We start from the raw sequence: 20707 nt of genomic DNA on the forward strand, positions 1-20707 counted from the left end.
GAGCAATCACCTGAACGGGTCAAAAGTTACTTTCAGGATATCCACGTAAAATATGCCGCATGAAAAATTCAAACTTCATCTGGCCGGATCAATAACTAAAATAATTTAACATGGGAAGCGCCAATGTTTTTTCTGAAGCTTTTTTTGAGTGTTGCAATATTGTTAGGCGCTGCAGAAACGGCCAAAAGGTCCCCTTTTTTTGGCGCCTTGATTATTGCATTGCCAATCACTTCGATGCTTTCCATGGTTTGGTTGTACTGGGATACGCAGGATTCAGCCAGGGTAAGTGAATTTGCCCGGGATATTTTTTATTTGGTGCCACCCTCACTGCTTTTTTTTGTTCCGTTCGTATTTTCCTCCCGTACACATTTATCTTTTTGGCAGAATTTTATAATTGGCACACTATTTATGGTTGTGGCAATGCTATTGATCAAGTTTCTGATAAAATAGCGGCAAAATTGTTCAAAGGAATAAGAAATGACTTACGTAGTAACTGAATCCTGTATCAAGTGCAAATACACTGATTGTGTTGATGTTTGTCCAGTGGATTGCTTCCGTGAAGGACCAAACTTCCTCACCATAGATCCGGAGGAATGTATTGATTGCACTTTGTGCGTGGCTGAATGCCCGGTAGAGGCCATATTTGCCGAGGATGATGTGCCGGAAAACCAGCTTCATTTTATCGCGCTGAACGCTGAATTATCCAAGAACTGGAAACCCATCATTGAACGTAAAGACGCTCCTTCTGATGCTGATCAATGGGCTGAAGTGACAGATAAGTTGCATCTGCTGGAGCGCTAAACCTGAATGGGCTGAAGAGGGTAACAGACCTTCGTCAGCTTCAGTAATTTTTTAGAACGACATTACTCTCGCAGCCGAAGCATCAGTATTTTCATAGTCTATAATGGTATTTTCCAGATGTATTTGGAGGAATACCATAATGAAACATGCGTTTTTAGTGAATCATCGACAACTTCCCTCCCATAACGCTGAAAATAAAGTTGTGCAGTGGCATGTGTTCCGAGATGCCAAACAGGCAGATGAGTATGCTGACCACATTTTTCTTGGTGATGGTCAATCAATTGTTGGCGGCTTTGATGAAGACAGTATTGGTGAACTCTGGTGGGTTGGGGTTGAAGTGGCTGACCTGTCTATATGGGGAAATCGCTCTGCAGTGAATAAACACGCTCAGTTGTGAGCTCAGATTGGCCCTTGGTTTATTTGATATTTTCATGAAGCGTTTACTATTACGTGGGTGCTTTCAGAATCGATGTAAATTGCAATCGCTGTACTTCATATATTTCTTCTCTTTAAAAGTTACTCTGGCAATAATTTGCCGAATGACTATCTCGTTCTGCTGGAATGGCTGTCCCGCATTGCCTCAAGTCCTGTAATTATTCATTGAATTTGTGTTGGCATCTCCTATACTGAAAAAGCAACAAATCAGTAGCAATATAGTTTCTATTTTCAAGGAGATGGTAATGTTTAGATTGACAATGGTTGCAGCAATGATTTCAGGCCTTGTTGCAACGTCAGCTTGGGCCGAAGATCAGCAAACCCAGCAAAAAGAGCAAGGTGCCACCAAGCCGCAAGTGAAGCAGCAGGAAAAGGTGCGTGAACAGACTCAAGACAAAATTTATGGGTCTCAATTAATGAATAACACGGAGCGCATGGAATATCGTAACAAGATGCGCAATACAAAGACACAGGAAGAGCGGGAGCAGCTCCGGCTTGAGCACCATAAACAAATGCAGGAACGTGCTAAGGCAAAAGGAGTGACTTTGCCGGATGAGCCGCCTATGTCTGGTGGAGGTATGGGACCCGGTGGTGGAATGGGTCCAGCGAGTGGAGGTATGGGACCTGGCGGTGGTATGGGTCCAGCAGGTGGTGGTATGGGACCTGGCGGTGGAATGGGGCCCGGTGGCGGTAAGCGTTAAACGAAATATAGGACTAAGCCCGCTTTATAGCGGGCTTCTTTTTTGCATTGGCGCACCAATGTGAGGCATGAAGTGTTGGCTGCGCACCATCTTCTTGCGTTGTTCTATCCTGGCAGTGGATGCGTATTTGTAACTTGTTGTTTTTACAAAGATTGAATTCTGGCATGACCATTGCTTATAACTTTGGTATTAAGTCAGGAGAAGTAATAGTGCAGTTTAAATCGACATGCTGTTATTGCGGAGTAGGTTGCGGTGTCATTATTGAAACCGATGGCCAGCGCGTTGTGGGTGTTAAGGGTGATCTGGATCATCCTGCAAATTTTGGGCGGTTATGTACGAAAGGGGCGACATTACATCTGGCAGTAGCGCAAAACGACACGCGAGCATTATTTCCAGAGGTGAGAGAAGGCAAGCTTCAGATCAGGGAAACCGCTAGCTGGGATCGTGCGCTTGATGCGGCAGCAGATAAATTTGCGGCCATTATTAAAGAGCATGGCCCTGACGCCGTTGCTTTTTATATTTCCGGACAGTTGTTGACTGAAGATTATTACGTTTTCAATAAGCTGGCTAAAGGATTGATTGGCACGAATAACGTTGATACCAATTCGCGCTTGTGTATGTCATCTGCAGTAACAGGCTATAAATCGACACTCGGGATGGATGCGCCCCCAGCCAGTTATGAGGATATAGACCATGCGAAATGTATTTTCATCGCGGGTTCAAATACGGCTTTTGCGCATCCGGTTATTTTTCGTCGTATTGAAGATGCACGGGCCAAAAATCCTGATCTTAGATTAATTGTTGTTGATCCGCGTAAAACAGACACTGCCCAAAGTGCTGATCTGTTCCTCCCTATTCTTCCGGGCACGGATGTTGCCCTGTTTAATGGCATGCTACATGTCATGCTATGGGAAGGTTTGTGTGATATGGCTTATATCCGTGCACATACGGAAGGATTTGACGAGCTGAAAGAAACGGTGCGCGAATACACCCCTCAGGCAGTAGCGCAAATGTGTGGGATCGAGCCGGAGTCGATTATTCAGGCAGCGAAATGGTTTGGTGAATCAGGTGCCACACTCTCTTTCTATTGTCAGGGACTCAATCAGTCCAGTCACGGTACAGACAAAAATGGTGCGCTGATTAACTTGCATCTGGCGACAGGTCAAATCGGCAAACCTGGTGCGGGCCCTTTTTCGCTGACGGGTCAGGCAAATGCCATGGGTGGCCGTGAAGTAGGCGGCATGGCGAACTTGCTATCTGCTCATCGCAGTCTTGATAATCCCGTACACAGGCAGGAAATGGCTAATCTGTGGGGCGTGGATTCTGTACCTGAAAACCCTGGAAAAAGTGCGGTAGAGCTCTTTGAGGCGCTGCATAAAGGGGAAATCAAGGCGGTCTGGATTGCCTGTACTAACCCCGCACATTCCATGCCAAATCAAACGCTGGTGCGTGAAGCATTAGAACGCGCGGAATTGGTGGTGTTGCAAGAGGCGTATCGCAATACGGATACTGCAGCGTATGCCGATATTTTATTGCCGGCAGCGAGCTGGTCTGAAAAAGAAGGGACGGTTACAAATTCTGAACGTTGTATCACGCACGTCATTCCAGCCGTCAATGCACCTGGTGATGCGCGGCCGGACTGGGAAATTATGGTGGACTTTGCTCGTCGTCTCGGGCAAAGGCTGGGGAAAGTCGATGCTGAGACGTTGTTCCCTTATCAGAATGTTGAAGAGGTGTTCAATGAGCATCGTGAAACCACGCGGGGGCGTGATCTGGATATTACAGGTCTGTCTTATGCCCTGCTAGATCAAAAGGGGCCGCAACAATGGCCGTTTCCTGAGGGTGCAACTCAGGGCAAAGTGCGTTTATACGAAGAGGGCGTTTTTCCAACGGCAAGCGGACATGCTCGTTTTGCCAATGCGCAATATTTGCAGACTGCAGAGCAAACTGATGCGCGCTATCCGTTGCACTTGAACACAGGACGATTGCGAGATCAGTGGCATAGCATGAGCCGAACCGGCTCGGTAGCACGTCTGTTTAATCATGCACAGGAGCCTGTGGTGTCAATGCATGCAGATGATATGCACCGTAGAGGATTGAAAGACGGGGATATTGTTCGTGTAAAAAGCCGTCGGGGTGAGTTGGTTATTCGTGTTCAGACTTCGATTGAAATGCGTGTATCCCAAGTGTTTATTCCCATGCATTGGGGCGGTCAGTTTATGAATGGCGCAGGCAGCAATGCATTGACTACGAGCAGCTTTGACCCGGTCTCAAAACAGCCTGAATTGAAACATGCTGCCGTTCAGGTGGAAAAACTGGATTATGGCTGGAATATGGTCATGATGCGGCGAGGTAACGTGGTTGCCTTAATGGAGAAAATCCAACCGTATCTGGCTCGTTTTGATTACGCGCGCTGTGGCCTGTATGGGCGTGACGAACCTGTGTTGGTTGTCCATGTTGCTAATACAGCAGCAGCCGACGAATCACTGATTCTCGAAATGGACAGGTTGCTGGAACTGGATGATGACAGCCAGTCCATGATTTATGTAGATCAGAAACGGGGTATTTCAAAACGTGTGTTGGTGGTGGGGCAGCAAATAGAAGGTGTCCGTTTGACAGGAGAAACTGCGGCTAAAGATTGGTTGAAAGACTTGATGGCGCAAAACGTTTCTGCTGAGTACATCAGAGCTTGGGCTCTGGCACCAGTGAGCGTGCCACCGGCAGGTGGGAAAAATCGGGGGCGGATTGTTTGTAACTGTAAAGATGTTTCAGAGAAGGAAATACTGGAAGCGCTGGCTAAAGGCGCTGATCTTGAGACTTTAAAAGAGCAGCTTAAATGTGGAACGGATTGTGGTTCCTGTGTGCCGGAATTGAAGCGTATGGTGGCATGTAACGAGACAATAGCAGAGGGCATCAGTGAATAATTTTAACTGGAAGATTGTGGTAAACATATTATGTCGATGAATCTGACCGCAACGATCAAGGAAATAGTGCATGGGGTCCAGGTTGGGAATGCCTTGGCTATTGATGAAGCGCACGAACTCTATTCGGCCATGCTGGACGGCGGCGTACCTGAGCTGGAGCTTGGTGCCATTCTTGCTGCGCTTCAGATGAAAACAGAAGGGCTTTCTGAATTGCTGGGTTTTTACGATGCGCTTAATGAAAGGCTCTATCATCTGGACTCCCCGGTAGATGAATTGCGTACAGTCGTTTTGCCCAGTTATTACGGGACTTTTCAGCAGCCCAATCTCGTTCCTTTGTTGGCTTTGTGGTTGCGGAAGTTGGGTGTGCCGGTTCTGATGCATGGTTCCCTGGAAGCGAATGGACGCGTTGCCAGTGCCTATGTGCTCAGGGCGCTAGGTATCATGCCATGCGCCAGTCTTGCACAGGCGCAATTGGCGCTGAACAATGACAAATTTGCATTTGTGCCCACAGCAGCATTAGCTCCCGGATTGGCCACTTTGCTTGGGTTAAGAAATCGACTGGGTATCCGGAATACTGCGCACATTCTGGCTGCAACAATTGATCCCTTTGGTGGTAACAGTTTGCGTGTAATTGGAGCAAACAGCCCTGAGTCTCTGGCAATGATGGGCGAATTAATGCTGGCTTCAGGTGGAACCGCTTTATTGTTGAGCAATGCTGAAGGCGAGCCGGTGGTGGACCCGGTGAAGCGGCCAAGGATGGAATTGTTTTCAAATTATGAAAGACAAATACTTTTTGAAGAGGAGGCAGGTGTAACCAGAAACCTGAATCATCTTTCGCAGCAACATGATGATAAAACTACAGCGGTCTTGACGAGACAACTGCTGGCTGGGGAGGCTCCTTTGCCTCTTCCTCTGGTGAATCAGTTGGCCTGTTGTCTTTACGGCGCAGGAGTGACGGATGATCTGATTCAGGCAAAAGCCATTGTGGCAGTGGAAACCGGTAGTCTTTCCGCAGCGTGAAATCCTCGTCTCTGAAAGATCAGTGGACGGTTATTTTCTGGACGAATATAGGAAGGGGCTAGCGTTTGAGAGTGTGCAACTTGCCGACAATGCCGATCAACATCAAGCCCATACCCCCATTGAAAACTGTCATCGTCTGCAAGCCACCCAGATGATACATACCAAACAACCTGGCAAGACCAGAACCTATGGTCAGGGCCACGCCCAGAAAGGCTACGGTGGTAGCAATATTCTCTATTAATTTGCTCATGTTTCTTTCCTGTTAGTAATTTGAGTTTTTTAGCAGCGATTAGCATAGCGCGAATCTGCCGCGATGTCTTGTTGCGGGATTGTTGGTGATATGGCGTACCCGATATTGCGTCAAATGGAATAAAAGGGGGGCGGCATAAGGAATTAATTCTCAAAAATTAAGCAGACACATTTTTGGTGCAAAAGAACAGTGTGTGCACCAGTTCTGTGCGTGTTTTTTTTAATAATTTATTACTTTAATCCCCAATATGTTTTTAAAACTTCTATATAACAATAAGTTGTGTATGATTTTCTGTGTTGGCACGATGATTGCTTATAAGTGTGTATATAACTTGTTGCCCGTTTAGGTGGCAACAAAGTGCAATTAAATATCGGGACCAAGGAGTCGGTAATGCAGAAAATGAAACTAGTCATGGTAGGAAATGGAATGGCCGGGGTGCGAACCCTGGAAGAATTGTTGAAGCTGGCTCCAGATTTGTATGAGATAACAGTGTTTGGTGCAGAATCCTATGCTAACTACAATCGGATTCTGCTCTCGCCTGTACTGGCTGGTGAGCAGACCGTTCAAGATATTATGTTGAATGATGTGGATTGGTATGCTGAAAACGGTATCACCCTTCACCTTAACAAGAAAGTAAATAAGATTGATCGTAAAAACCGTGTGGTTTATGCGGAGGATGGTACTTCTGCTGAATATGATCGCCTGATTCTGGCTACCGGCTCCAATCCGTTTATGTTGCCCATTCCTGGCAATGAGCTGGATGGAGTAATCAGTTTCCGCGATGTATATGACGTGGAAAAAATGATTGAAGCTTCAAAAAACCACAAACATGCTGTCGTGATCGGCGGAGGCTTGTTGGGTCTGGAAGCTGCCAATGGGCTGAAGTTACGCGGTATGGACGTGAGCGTGGTGCATATTGGTGAATGGCTCATGGAGCGCCAGCTTGACAAGGTTTCCGGGAAAATGTTGCAGAAGAGTCTGGAAGAAAAAGGGCTTAAGTTTCTGTTGCAAAAACAGACTGAACAACTCATCGGAAAAGATGGGCATGTGTCAGCAATTCGCTTCAAGGATGGGCTGGAAGTACCCGCTGATCTGGTGGTGATGGCTGTGGGAATTCGCCCCAATACGACGCTTGCTGAGTCAGCCGGTATTCATTGTAACCGCGGTATTGTGGTGAATGACACCATGCAGACCTATGATCCGCGTATTTACGCAATTGGTGAATGTGTGTCTCATCGCGGTATTGCATATGGCCTGGTAGCGCCACTATTTGAGATGGCTAAAGTGTGCGCCAATCATCTTGCAGAAATGGGTATTGGTCGCTATGTGGGTTCTGTCGTCTCAACCAAACTGAAAGTAACCGGAATTGATCTGTTTTCTGCTGGTGAATTTGATGGCGGTGAAGGTTGTGAAGAAATTGTGTTGTCTGACCCAATGGGTGGTGTATACAAAAAACTTGTCATCAAAGATAACAAGCTGGCGGGTGCAGTGCTTTATGGTGACACTGCCGATGGTGCCTGGTACTTTCAGTTGTTACGCGAAGGGCGAAATATCACGGAAATACGTGATCATTTGATGTTCGGGCAAGATCATTTAGGGAATGCAGGTCATCAAGGTCAAAGCAAAGCTGCTGCCATGACGGATGAAATGGAAGTATGTGGTTGTAATGGCGTATGCAAGGGAACGATCGTTAACGCGATTAAGGAGAAGGGGTTATTTACCCTGGATGATGTGCGTAAACATACCAAGGCATCCAGTTCCTGCGGTTCATGTACCGGTCTGGTAGAACAGATACTGGCTTCTACACTGGGCGGTGATTATTCTGCAGCCCCAGCCGTTAAGCCGATGTGCGGCTGTACCGATCATACCCATGAAGAAGTGCGTAAAGTCATCACCGAACAAAAACTGTTGTCTATCCCGGATACCATGAAATTTCTGGAATGGCGTACACCCAATGGCTGTGCATCCTGCCGCCCAGCGTTGAATTACTATCTGCTTACAGCATGGCCACATGAAGTGAAGGATGATCCGCAATCCCGCTTCATCAACGAACGGGTGCATGCCAATATTCAGAAAGACGGCACCTATTCCGTGGTGCCGCGTATGTGGGGTGGCACGACCACAGCAAACGATTTACGCAAAATTGCGGATGTGGCAGACAAATATAAAGTGCCGATGATCCGTGTTACGGGCGGTCAGCGTATTGATCTGTTTGGTATCAAGAAAGACGATCTGCCAAAAGTTTGGGCTGATCTGGATATGCCTTCCGGCCATGCTTATGCAAAAGCATTACGTACGGTAAAAACCTGTATTGGTAGCGAATTTTGCCGCTTTGGCACACAAAATTCTACGCAAATGGGTATCGATCTGGAAAAAGAGTTTTACAAAATGTGGGCGCCACATAAAGTCAAACTGGCCGTTTCCGGTTGCCCTCGGAATTGCGCTGAGTCCGGTATAAAAGACGTAGGGATTATCGGTGTGGATTCCGGTTGGGAAATTTATGTAGGTGGTAACGGTGGTATCAAAACTGAAGTTGCGCAGTTCCTGGTCAAAGTAAAGACAGATAAAGAAGTGCTTGAATATAGCGGTGCATTCCTTCAGCTGTATCGTGAAGAAGCCCGCTATCTGGACCGCACCGTACATTGGCTGGAGCGTGTTGGTCTGGATTATGTGAAGAAAAAAGTACTGGAAGATGATGAAAACCGCAAGGCATTATTCCAGCGCTTACAGTATGCAATTCAGGCAATCGAAAAAGATCCATGGCATGAGCGTGCTAAAGAAGGCGTAGCCAAGCACGATTTCGAGACGATAGAAATTTAAATTTGCAACGCTGTTAACCGTGAGGGCAAGGAAATTCGCAGTTTAAATTTCCCTGCACCTCAAGGTGGAAGATAGTCGTCTAAAAATTTAAAGGAGTCTCTGATGCTTTTCGGTCGTAATAAAAAAAACCCAATTAAGATTGCCGATAAAAAGGTAGTGGAATGGAAATACACCACGTGTGGATATTGTTCTACAGGGTGCTCTATTGAAGTTGGCCTGAACGCAGAAGGCAAAGGCGTAGCCGGTCGTGGTGTAGGAGATGCGCCTGTTAATCAAGGCAAGTTGTGTATCAAAGGCATTTTCGAATACGAACTGTTCAACTCAGCTAATCGTGGCAAAGTACCTTTAATGCGGGATAAGGTTTATCGTCCTTTCCTTGAATCAACCTGGGATAAATCGCTGGATTTTACCGCACAGGAAATTACGCGTATCCAGGAAAAATATGGCCGCGACAGCTTCGCCATCATCTCAACCGGCCAGATTCTGACTGAAGAGTTTTATACCCTGGGCAAGCTGGCGCGCGGTGTCATCGGGACCAATAATTATGACGGCAATACCACGCTGTGCATGTCTTCAGCAGTTTCCGGTTATAAGCGTTCGTTTGGTTCAGACGGCCCTCCAGGGTGCTACGACGATTTCGATCATACCGAATGTCTGATGGCGTTTGGTTCCAATCTGCCGGAGCAACACCCGATTATTTACTGGCGTCTGAAAATGGCGCTGGAGAAACGCAAGTTCCCCGTGATCGTGGTTGACCCACGCGTCACCATGTTCGCCCAGATGGCCGATATTCACCTGCCGATTACGCCAGGCACCGATGTGGTGCTGCTGAATGCAATGGCTCATGTCATCCTCAAGGAAGGGCTGGCAGAACAGATTTATATAGACGCGCATACCACCGGTTTTGAAGAGTTTTCAAAGTTGGTAGAGCAATACGACCCAGTCACGGCTTCCAAAATCTGCGGTATTGATGAAGACACCATTCGTCATGTGGCACGAGTTTATGCCAAGGCAGGTGCGGCAATGAGCATCTGGACCATGGGTATCAACCAGAGTACTCATGGCAGTGATGGCGTTGTTGGAATTAACAGTTTGAACCTGATTACCGGCAATATCGGCAAGCCGGGCGGTACCAGTTTGTCAATCACCGGTCAGTGCAATGCGATGGGTACCCGTGAGTGGTCTTCCTGTTCTGGCTTGCCAGGATATCGCGCGCTGGAAAAAGAAAAAGACCGCGAAGAAATTGCCAAATTCTGGGGTATAGATGCTTCATTTTTCCCTGAGAAGCGCGGCATGTTCATGACTGATATTTTGCCAGCAATTGAAACCGGGCAAATTAAGGGCTTATGGTTGATTGCCACCAATCCGATGACTTCTATGCCAAATACACCGCGTATCCGCAAAACACTGGAAAAGCTGGAGTTTCTGGTGGTGCAGGATGCTTATTCAGACGTAGAAACTACGCAATATGCCCATGTGTATTTGCCAGCAGCGTTGTGGGGCGAAAAAGAAGGCGTATTTACCAACACTGAACGTCGCGTCAATCTGGTGCGTAAAGTCATGGAGCCCCATGGTGATGCCAAGTCGGATATGTGGATATTTAACCAGCTTGCCAAGCGTTTTGAACAAGGCCGCAAGATGCGTTTTCCGGAAAAGCCATCCGAAGTATTTGATGAAATGCGTGAGCTATCGAAGGGGCGCATGCTGGATTACTCCGGCATGGATCACGACAAGATCGAAAAGCATAGAGGCTTGCAGTGGCCATGTACCGAAGGTGCGGAAGCCGGTTCGCCGCGTTTGTATACTGATGGTGTTTTCCAGTACCCGGATGGAAAGGCCAAGCTGATTCCCTTGCCGTTCATCGACAATAACGAACGGCCCGATGACGACTATCCCTTCTGGATGAATTCAGGCCGGGTAGTGGAACATTTCCACACCCGTACCCGTACCGGAAAAATCGGAAATATGAATAAATTCAGCCCGACTCCGTATATGGAAATGAATCCGGATGCTGCAAAAAAACTGGGTATTGAACACATGGGTTATGCAAGGCTGATCTCACGTCGTGGCGATGCCGTGGTAATGGTGCAACTCACCCAGCGTGTGCCACCCAATATGGCGTTTATTCCATTCCATTTTCATGAATGTGTTAACCGTTTGACGCTGGGGCTGCTGGATCCTCATTCTCGCCAGCCTGCATTCAAGCAGTGCGCGGTTAAAATTGAACCGGCTGTGTGTCAACAGACAGCTGCATCAACCAACGTTGCGTCACGCACATTCTAGTCAGGGATATTTATGTTTAATGTACGTGCAAATGAACCAGAATATGCATTTTTGCCGCAAGGAAAGTGCTCTAGCGTCAATCAACACGGCAAAGCGATTCAGCTTGTAGATGAAGATGATGAGCTTGCCGGAAAAAGTTTAAATATTAATGGTGATGCGGGAATCGGAACCAATCCTGATCGCTACAAGCAACACGGCTTCCATTTTTCGGCTGATAATTGCATTGGTTGTCATGCTTGCGAAGCCGCTTGCAGTGAAAAGAACGATCTGCCGGCGCATATCAGCTTCCGTTCCGTGGGCTATGTGGAAGGGGGAACATATCCAGATTTCAAAAGGGTCAATATTTCCATGGCCTGTAACCATTGCGATGACCCGGTTTGTCTGAAAGGCTGTCCGACTCGTGCCTATACCAAATTTGCTGAATACGGTGCGGTGTTGCAAGACCCGGATATTTGTTTTGGTTGCGGTTATTGCACTTGGGTGTGTCCGTACAATGCACCGCAACTTGACCCTGTCAAGGGTCAGGTATCTAAATGCAATATGTGTGTTGATCGCCTGGAAGTGGGGCTTAAGCCAGCTTGTGCTGCGGCCTGTCTGGGGGGCGCGCTGGATTTTGGCGTGATCGAATCCACTCCGGAAAACAGGGAGCAGGCAAAACTCAGTATTCCCGGTTTCCCTTCAACCGATATTACCCATCCCAATATCCGGTTTGAACAAAAGAAATCATTACCGCGTGAAATGCACCGTACCGATAGCATGCCACTGAAGTACGTTAAAGATGTTCAGGATGGAGGATTTCATCAACCAGTGGTAGCGGTTAAAAATTCGCAAATGCTCTGGAGTCTGAAAAAATTACGCTCACGCGAAGACCCGCTGGTGATATTTACACTGATATCCCAGGCGGTAGTAGGCGGATTTCTGGCATTATTTTTAGGCCCATTGTTTGGCCTGGAAGTGCTGTCGGCTTCAGCATACCCAAATGTTCATTCGGCTTTGCTGATTTCGTTGCTGGGCCTGGAGACATTTGCTTTGGCATTGTCTACTTCTCATCTCGGAAAGCCACACCGTTTTTATCGTGCGTTCAACAATCTGCGTTATTCGCCGGTCAGCCGGGAAGTGGCTGCCTTGGCCCTGTTTTACAATGGCCTTGGGTTATATACTGTGTTAAGTATTTTCCCTGGTCTGGTGAGCTGGTTGCCGGAAAATATCGTACAAGGGTTGCAAATGCTGAGTGGCTGGTTCGCAGTGGTCACCGGGCCACTGGCTATCTATGCCATGAACCGCATTTACCGAATCAAGGCGCGTCCGTTCTGGAATCACTGGCAAGTCTTTACCTCTTTCTACGGTAATACGCTTGTTTTGGGTAGCCTGGTAGTGGGAATGACCTATGCAGCTGTGTTGTTAAATGCAGGGCAGTCTTACACTCATCTGCTTTCAGTGCTGGCAGTACCGGTGGTGCTGGGGCTTATCATGGAAGGTGCAGGGCTGGTGGCGCATGCCAATTATCTGAAGCGTAGCGGCGGGGAAGCATCAGCCTCCCAGCTTGAACAAACCACTTCTTTTGGCAAGAGCTATCATGCACGTAATCTGGGTTTGATTTTTAGTGCTTTTATGGTGATCTTTCTGAGCGTGACCCAACCAGCTGGGATGGCCGGGCTGATAGCCTGGGCGAGTGTTGCAGCCATCATTCTGGCAACGGCAATGGTGGGTCGCGCATTATTTTACGTACTGGTTATACCTACCACTATGCCTGGTGCATTTTTCTGGAAAAATCGGGGTTTTGAAGAGCATGCACGTGAAACCGGCCTGGCTAATATGCCTCAGGTGGGTGTGTTGCCAAATACGCACTAGAAAGATAGATTTAAATTTAACTATTTGTATTGGATGGAAAAAAATATGGCTACATGGATGAAAGTGGTACCTTTGAATGAAGTCCCTAAATTAGGCGCAAGAGTAGTCACTCATGGCGGCGTGGATATTGCGATCTTCCGTACTGATGGCGATGATGTCTTTGCCGTAAATAATAAATGCCCCCATAAAGGTGGCCCCTTATCGCAAGGTATTGTGTCCGGCAATAAAGTGACTTGCCCGTTGCATGGCATGAATATCTGCCTGAACGATGGCAAAGTGATGGAGCCTGATGAAGGCTGTGTAGCCACTTACCCAACCAAGGTGGAAGACGGTGTTGTCTTCATGGAAGTTTAAGGAGTTATGATGAAAACGAGTTTTTGGAAAGCCGGGCATCCGCCTACACTATTTGCAGCGTTTTTCTACTTTGACCTGTCTTTTATGGTTTGGGTGTTGTTGGGCCCGCTGGGTGTGCAAATTGCCGCAGACCTGCAACTCTCTCCCGCCCAGAAAGGGCTGATGGTCGCAACGCCTGTTCTGGCAGGTGCATTGTTGCGATTCGTCATGGGGATACTGGTTGATCATTTGAAACCAAAAATGGCAGGCATCATCGGGCAGGTCATTGTACTGTCCGCATTAGGTGTAGCCTGGCAGCTTGGCATACACAGCTACCAGCAAATTCTATTGCTTGGCGTGTTTCTCGGATTTGCGGGAGCTTCGTTTGCTGTAGCACTACCGCTGGCATCACGCTGGTATCCTCCAGAGCATCAGGGTACGGCACTGGGTATTGCGGGTGCAGGTAACTCCGGAACAGTTCTGGCTGCCTTGTTTGCTCCTACGCTGGCAGTCTGGTACGGATGGAACAATGTATTCGGATTGGCCATGATTCCGCTGGGTGTAGCATTTGCTGTATATATGCTGATGGCTAAAGACAGCCCGGAATGCCCACCAGCTAAATCAATGAGCCAGTACATGGAAGTGTTGAAAGATAAAGATGCATGGTGGTTCATGTTCTTTTATAGCGTGACATTTGGTGGCTTCGTTGGCCTCGCATCTTCTCTGACAATTTATTTCCATGATCAGTATGGTCTCAGCCCTGTTGTTGCCGGCTATTTTACCGCTGCATGCGTTTTTGCCGGATCGATGGTGCGACCCATGGGTGGTGCATTTGCAGATCGCGTAGGAGGTATACGATCCCTGTTGGTTATGTACACATTGGCAGCTATCTTTCTGGTATCGGTGAGTGCCGGACCAAGCAGCCAATATGTTGCACTTGCCCTGTTTGTAGGCGCGATGCTGTCACTGGGCATGGGCAATGGTGCGGTATTTCAATTGGTGCCTCAACGCTTCCGCAAGGAAATTGGTGTAATGACCGGCATGGTCGGTATGGCGGGGGGTGTTGGTGGATTTTATCTTGCTTCCAGTCTGGGCTATTCAAAACAGGCCACAGGCAGTTATCAGATCGGCTTCCTGATTTTTGCTGCATTGGCCGTACTTGCGCTGGTGGGATTGCTGAGAGTGAAAACACGCTGGCGTACCACTTGGGGCGCTGCACATTTAACCTCTGCAAAAATTTAAACAAATTCTCCTCCCGGATTAGCAGGGTATTCTTGAATCAAGGAAACCCTGCTAATCTGTATTTTATTTTGCCTTTATAAACCTCAAACATCATGCCGTTAGAAATCAGTGTTGGGCAATCAAGTCAAACAGGACCGCGTGACCGCAATGAAGATTATTGCGGAATCGTTACTCCGGATGATAGTCAGCTCACCACAAAAGGCGCGATTCTGGCGGTGGCAGATGGTGTGGGTGGTGGGAATGGCGGGCGTGAAGCGTCGGAATTTGCCGTGCGTGGCGTACTGTCAGATTATTATGCAACTCCCGATACCTGGGAAATCCCCTTTGCGTTAGATAAATTGCTGGTCGCGATCAATCGCTGGTTACTTGCTCAAGGTGCTTCTCACCGTGAACTTGCAGGTATGGCATGCACTTTGAGCATGCTGGTGCTACGTGGTAATCGTTTTTACACTGCTCATATTGGTGATAGCCGTGTTTACCGGTTACGCGGGCAACAGCTGGAAAGACTGACAACGGATCATGTATGGGATCGCCCGGACATGAGCCACGTGTTAAAGCGCGCGATCGGGCTGGATCAGCATCTGGTCATGGATTATGCAGATGGTGAGTTGCAGGAAGGGGATTGCTACCTGCTGGTTTCAGATGGTGTATGGGAACCTTTGGGCGACAAGGTTATTCATGAACTGCTGCATTTGCACCAGGACCCCCAGCGAGCGGCCGACCAACTGGTCAATGAGGCGCTTACCAAAGGCGGGCATGACAACGCCACGGCGTTAGTTGTACGGGTCAATAAACTGCCAGATGAAAACCTGCTGGATTTACTGGCTGAAGGACGTGATCTGCCCGTACCTCCTCGCCTCAAGCCCGGGCAACAAATCGACGAGTTTGAAGTGCTGGAAGTCATACACGACTCGCGCGCAACACTGCTGTATAAAGTAAAGCATAGCGTCAGCAACCAGATCCTCGTGCTGAAAACGTTGCAACCCATACTCAAGGATGATCCAGAAAGCTGTAATGGTTTGATCAGCGAAGAGTGGCTGGCAAAACGCGTTTTAGCTCATTATTTTCCGCAAATCATTCCGCTTTCATCTGAAAATCGTCACTATTTGTACTATGTCATGACTTTTCACGAAGGTGCTACCCTTCAGCAAAAGATTGATAGTGGGCAACACTTTTCCATCGCAGATACCTCGCAGATAGGCATTCGCCTGATGAAAGGGTTGAGTGCACTGCATCGCCTCAATATCATTCATCGTGATATCAAGCCGGATAATTTACACAGTGGCGAAGATGGCAAGCTGCGGATACTGGATCTTGGCGTAGCGCTGAATCCCAGTATGATCTCCGAGAAGGTTGAAGGCAATGCGGGCACACCGAGTTATATGGCACCAGAGCTATTTGTCGGGGAGCCAGCTACGGTGCAAACAGACATCTATGCAGCGGGTGTCAGCCTCTACTACCTGTTAACGCGCAAGTATCCATACGGCGAAATCGAACCGTTTCAGCATCCCCGCTTTGGTGAGCCGGTGCCCCCCACCCGTTATCGACCGGATATTCCCCAATGGCTGGAAAATATACTGCTGAAAGCCGTAGCAAAAGATATCAATCAGCGCTTTGAAACCACTGATGAATTTTTAATTGCCTTGGAACGCGGGGAGTTTAATCCTCTGCTGGCACCGCAACGTACACCGCTGGCAGGAAGAAACCCCATGCGGACATGGCAGGCTGTAGCCACTGTTTCAATCGTGATTAACCTGCTGCTGCTCTATTTAATGGTTGTGTCATAGTTAAATGGCAAGATACAAGCGGAAAGTGGAATACATGATGAATTCAGTCAACTATTGTTGCAGCCAATAGGCTAGTATATAATTTGAAGTTAACTATTTTGCCTCGTACCGGGTTTATCCCGGTTTTTATGTTGATTAAAGGAGAATTCAATTGGAACATAAGTTACCAGAACTGCCTTACGCCATGGACGCACTACAGCCACATATGTCCAAGGAAACATTTGAGTACCACTATGCCAAGCATCATCAGGCTTATGTCACAAACCTGAACAACCTGATCAAGGGAACCGAATACGAGAACCTGGATCTGGAAGCCATTGTCAAGAAAGCGCCAGCTGGCGGTATTTACAATAATGCTGCGCAAGTTTCAAACCACACATTCTTCTGGAGCTGCATGAAGCCAAATGGCGGCGGTGAACCTACCGGCGCACTGGCTGACGCAATCAAGGCAAAATGGGGTTCAGTGGATGAATTCAAAAAAGCTTTCCAGGCATCAGCTGTTGGCAACTTCGGTTCAGGCTGGACATGGTTGGTAAAGAAAGCTGACGGCTCTGTTGATATCGTCAACATGGGCGCTGCCGGTACACCGTTGACTACAGCCGACAAAGCATTATTGTGCGTTGATGTTTGGGAACATGCTTATTACATCGATTACCGCAATATGCGTCCAAAGTTCGTTGAGACATTCATGAACAACTTGGTAAATTGGGATTTCGTAGCAAAGAACTTTGCTTAATTCTGATTTGTTGTTTCGTGGTAATAAAGTTTTGAACAGAAGAATAAAGTTTTGAACTTTTGAGGTAATTTCGGGGCAACCCAAACAATAAAGTTTTGAACAAATGATGTAATTAAGGGGTGCGAAGTTTATCTTCGAACCCCTTTTTTTATGAACGCACAATCTGTAGTGGAAAAATTGCGGTGATCAATTAATAACTACGACTACGATTTGCAATTATGAATGGCGATCCTCATAAAAAAACTACACTTCCACATTTATGCTGCCGCCCACATTGCCGATAGCAACTCCGCCTGTGCCAGAACAGTTTTCGTCGCTTCCTCTTGCAAGTCCGGTGGGAAGCCGTGCTTTTTCAGGATACGTTTCACCATTACTTTGATTCTGGCTCTTGCACTTTCTCGGACGGACCAGTCGATGGTCACGCTCTTGCGCACTTGGGTCACGAGTTCGGCGGCAATGACTTTCAATTCATCATTGCCCATAGCTATCACCGCGCTTTCGTTAGCGGCTAGGGCATCGTAGAAGGCGATCTCATCGTCGTTCAGGCCGAGATCTTGGCCGCGCTTGTTTGCTTCACTCATCTGCTTGGCAAGCTTAATGAGCTCCTCGATCACTTCCTGCGTTGCAATGGCTCGGTTGTGGTAGGCGTTGAGCGTGCTCTTGAGCATCTCGCTGAACTGGCGGCTTTGTACAAGATTGCGCACTGAACGTAGCTTGATCTCATCCTTAAGCAGCTTGGCAAGTAATTCGGCGGCAACGTTCTTGTGTTTTAGTCCCCGCACTTCGGTGAGGAACTGTTCCGAGAGAATTGATATATCTGGTTTTTTCAATCCAGCGGCGGTGAAGACATCGATGATGCCTTCGTCGGCCATGATCGCCGTAGACACGAGTTGGCGGATGGCATGGTCAAGTTCTTCAGGTGGACGTTGTGTGCCGGAGGTTTTTGCGAGCTGGGCCTTGATGGCCTGGAAGAAAGCGATGTCGTCGCGTAACTCAATGGCTTCATCTGTCGCTGCGCACAGCGCAAAGGTACGGGAGAGATCGGTCACCACTTGTACGAAGCGCTGTTTTCCTTCTTCTTGCTGCAACACATGTTCTTGTCCAGCGGGAATCAATCCTAAACGTTCAGCGGAAGTGCCAATCGTCCAGTTATCCCAGATGAAACCGTGCATGATGGCACAGGCTACATCGTGTTTCTCTTGCATTACCGCGATGGCCTGGGCGGTATCAATGCTCGGGCTGCCTTGGCCGCCGCTTTCGGTATAGGTGGCGAGGGCGTGCTTTAGCTGATCGGCGAGGCCCAGGTAATCCACCACCAAGCCACCGGGTTTATCGCGGAATACACGGTTAACCCGTGCTATTGCCTGCATCAGGCCGTGGCCGCGCATTGGTTTATCGGCATACATTGTGTGCAGACAGGGCGCGTCGAAGCCCGTCAGCCACATATCACGCACGATGACGATGCGAAACGGGTCTTTGCTGTCCTTGAAGCGGGTTGCCAGTTCGCGCCGGCGCGGCTTGTTGCGAATATGTGGTTGCCAGTCAGGGCCATCATCAGCGCTGCCGGTCATTATAATCTTCACCAAGCACGCCTGCTTTTTCTCAGCCTCGATATCGTCGTCCTTGGCACTAGCCCAGTCGGGGCGAAGCTTAATGATGGCATTGTAGAGGTCCACGCAGATACGACGGCTCATGCACACAGCCATCGCCTTGCCATCCATGGCTTCCAGGCGGCGTTCATAGTGCTGCACGAGATCTTCTGCAATGAGCGAGATACGTTTTGGATCACCAACCAGCGCCTCTAGTGCGGCCCATTTGGATTTGAGCTTCTGTTTCTTGTCTTCTTCTTCGCCCTCAGTGATCTCGTCGAATTCTTCGTCGATCTTCGGCAGCGCGGCCTGGTTCAGCGCCAGCTTGGCGATACGGCTCTCATAGTAGATTGGCACCGTTGCTTTATCCGCCACGGCGCGCTGGATATCATAGATGCTGATGTAATCACCAAAGATCGCCCGTGTGTTGGCATCGTTCTTCTCGACAGGCGTGCCGGTAAAACCGATAAAAGACGCATTTGGCAGCGCATCCCGCAGGTTGCGCGCCAGACCGTCAATCAGGTCGTATTGGCTGCGGTGGGCTTCATCGGCGATCACCACGATGTTCCGCCGTGGCGACAGCTCGGGCATTTTCTCGCCCTTGTCCGGCATGAATTTCTGGATGGTAGTAAAAACCACGCCGCCGCTAGCCACTTGTAGTAGATCGCGCAGCTTCTCACGACTCTCAGCCTGGACCGGCATCTGGCGCAGTAATTCGTGGCAGCGCAGGAATTGGCCAAAGAGTTGGTCGTCGAGATCATTGCGGTCAGTAAGCACAACCAGTGTGGGATTCTGCATCGCCGGATGCCGCACGACACGCGCGGCGTAAAAGAGCATGGAGAAGCTCTTTCCAGAGCCCTGTGTATGCCACACCACCCCAGCGCGGCGGTCGCCCGGCTTGCCGCCGTGCATTCTGCCTGCCCAATAGGTGCCGAGGTCCTGGCGCAGATGGCTCTCGTCTGCCATGCTGCTTGCGCGCACCGTTTCCTCTACGGCTGCATTCACCGCATGAAATTGATGATAGCCTGCGATGATTTTGTGAAGGCGGTCGCTGTCCGTGTCTTCCTCAAAGACGATGAAATGCTGGAGCAGGTCGAGGAAGCGGCGCGGCTCGAACACCCCGCGCACCAGCACGTCCAACTCCAGCGCAGTCTTCGGTGCATCGCCCTCGCCGTCTATCGTGCGCCACACCTTGAACCATTCCTGATTCGCCGTGAGCGAGCCGATACGCGCATTTGTGCCATCGGACACCACCATCACTTCGTTATAGTGAAACAGACTGCCGATTTGCTGCTTGTAGGTTTGCAGTTGATTGAACGCCGACCAGATCGTTGCATCCTCATCCGCCGCGTTCTTCAGTTCGATCACCGCCAGTGGCAAGCCGTTGACGAAAACCACGATGTCAGGCCGACGATTATTTTGACCTTCGATCACTGTGAGCTGGTTCACCGCCAGCCAGTCATTGTTCTTGGCGTTATCGAAATCCATCAGCCGCGCATGATCGCCCGCGATGCTGCCATCAGCACGCTGGTATTCCACCGGCACCCCATCGCGCAGCATGGCGTGAAAGTTTCGGTTGGTCTGCGTTGGCGAAGGCGTTCCAACCCGCAGTATCTTGCGAAGCGCATCCTCGCGCGCCTCTTCCGGGATGGCCGGATTCAACCGCCAAATGGCCTCGCGCAGCCGCCCTGTCAGTACCACATCGTTAAACGAATCCCTTTCCGTCGCGGGCTCGCCTGGGGCCATGTGTGGGCCGTGGCTGATGGTGTAGCCCAACTCCTCGAACCAGGTCAAGGCAGCGTCTTCTACGATAGATTCATTGAGTGTGGGCATTGGCGATTTGCGTCTAAATGAAAATCATGCCCAGAATGGAACGTGTCTGAAGCGTGTCATAGCATTTGTTATAGGTGAAGTCTTCTACGATGAATTTGGTGA

General features: G+C 48.8%; 15 protein-coding genes. 12 read left to right on the forward strand and 3 right to left on the reverse strand.

The window, feature by feature from the left end; all coding sequences use genetic code 11:
- Positions 1–95: 95 nt before the first annotated feature.
- A complete protein-coding gene (locus tag EDC63_RS18605) occupies positions 96–245 on the reverse strand; it encodes a hypothetical protein (RefSeq protein WP_165923026.1) in 150 nt (49 codons plus the stop codon).
- Positions 246–477: 232 nt separating this feature from the next.
- On the opposite strand from EDC63_RS18605, the gene fdxA reads away from it, so the two are divergent.
- The 5 genes from fdxA to ybiB all read left to right on the forward strand — a co-directional run bounded on the left by fdxA (position 478) and on the right by ybiB (position 5881).
- Complete coding sequence (gene fdxA, locus EDC63_RS16665) at positions 478–801, forward strand: ferredoxin FdxA (protein ID WP_124944973.1); 324 nt, start codon at positions 478–480, stop codon at positions 799–801.
- 139 nt (positions 802–940) lie between these two features.
- Positions 941–1198, forward strand: coding sequence for a hypothetical protein (locus tag EDC63_RS16670; RefSeq protein ID WP_124944972.1), 258 nt, complete (start codon positions 941–943; stop codon positions 1196–1198).
- Positions 1199–1481: 283 nt separating this feature from the next.
- Positions 1482–1937 (forward strand): hypothetical protein, encoded by a 456-nt coding sequence (locus EDC63_RS16675; RefSeq protein ID WP_124944971.1) that lies wholly within the window; start codon positions 1482–1484, stop codon positions 1935–1937.
- A gap of 164 nt (positions 1938–2101) precedes the next feature.
- Positions 2102–4861: a nitrate reductase gene (locus EDC63_RS16680; RefSeq protein ID WP_124944970.1), complete on the forward strand. Its 2760-nt coding sequence runs from the start codon at positions 2102–2104 to the stop codon at positions 4859–4861.
- Between the two features lie 30 nt (positions 4862–4891).
- Complete coding sequence (ybiB, locus tag EDC63_RS16685) at positions 4892–5881, forward strand: DNA-binding protein YbiB (RefSeq protein WP_124944969.1); 990 nt, start codon at positions 4892–4894, stop codon at positions 5879–5881.
- Positions 5882–5939: 58 nt separating this feature from the next.
- On the opposite strand, the gene EDC63_RS16690 is transcribed toward ybiB, so the two are convergent.
- Positions 5940–6131: a hypothetical protein gene (locus tag EDC63_RS16690; RefSeq protein ID WP_124944968.1), complete on the reverse strand. Its 192-nt coding sequence runs from the start codon at positions 6129–6131 to the stop codon at positions 5940–5942.
- Between the two features lie 390 nt (positions 6132–6521).
- On the opposite strand from EDC63_RS16690, the gene nirB reads away from it, so the two are divergent.
- The 7 genes from nirB (at position 6522) to EDC63_RS16725 (ending at position 17183) form a co-directional block, all read left to right on the forward strand.
- Positions 6522–8951 (forward strand): nitrite reductase large subunit NirB, encoded by a 2430-nt coding sequence (gene nirB / locus EDC63_RS16695; protein ID WP_124944967.1) that lies wholly within the window; start codon positions 6522–6524, stop codon positions 8949–8951.
- Positions 8952–9053: 102 nt separating this feature from the next.
- Entirely contained in the window at positions 9054–11234 is a 2181-nt protein-coding gene (locus EDC63_RS16700) for a molybdopterin oxidoreductase family protein (RefSeq protein ID WP_124944966.1), read from the forward strand.
- A 12-nt stretch (positions 11235–11246) separates the two neighbouring features.
- Positions 11247–13085 (forward strand): DmsC/YnfH family molybdoenzyme membrane anchor subunit, encoded by a 1839-nt coding sequence (locus EDC63_RS16705; RefSeq protein WP_124944965.1) that lies wholly within the window; start codon positions 11247–11249, stop codon positions 13083–13085.
- Positions 13086–13130: 45 nt separating this feature from the next.
- Complete coding sequence (nirD, locus tag EDC63_RS16710) at positions 13131–13439, forward strand: nitrite reductase small subunit NirD (protein ID WP_124944964.1); 309 nt, start codon at positions 13131–13133, stop codon at positions 13437–13439.
- Positions 13440–13448: 9 nt separating this feature from the next.
- The gene (locus EDC63_RS16715) at positions 13449–14660 is read left to right on the forward strand and encodes a nitrate/nitrite transporter (protein WP_223248149.1); all 1212 of its coding nucleotides are present in this window, start codon (positions 13449–13451) and stop codon (positions 14658–14660) included.
- Positions 14661–14752: 92 nt separating this feature from the next.
- Entirely contained in the window at positions 14753–16447 is a 1695-nt protein-coding gene (locus tag EDC63_RS16720) for a bifunctional protein-serine/threonine kinase/phosphatase (RefSeq protein ID WP_124944962.1), read from the forward strand.
- A 151-nt stretch (positions 16448–16598) separates the two neighbouring features.
- Positions 16599–17183 carry a superoxide dismutase gene (locus EDC63_RS16725; RefSeq protein ID WP_124944961.1) on the forward strand — a complete coding sequence of 195 codons (585 nt, stop codon included), beginning with the start codon at positions 16599–16601 and terminating at the stop codon, positions 17181–17183.
- 257 nt (positions 17184–17440) lie between these two features.
- On the opposite strand, the gene EDC63_RS16730 is transcribed toward EDC63_RS16725, so the two are convergent.
- On the reverse strand, positions 17441–20605 hold the full coding sequence (locus tag EDC63_RS16730; RefSeq protein ID WP_124944960.1) for a type I restriction endonuclease subunit R: 3165 nt from the start codon (positions 20603–20605) through the stop codon (positions 17441–17443).
- Between the last annotated feature and the right edge of the window lie 102 nt (positions 20606–20707).

The organism is Sulfurirhabdus autotrophica, assembly GCF_004346685.1.
In the GTDB taxonomy this organism is placed as follows: Bacteria; Pseudomonadota; Gammaproteobacteria; order Burkholderiales; family SMCO01; genus Sulfurirhabdus; species Sulfurirhabdus autotrophica.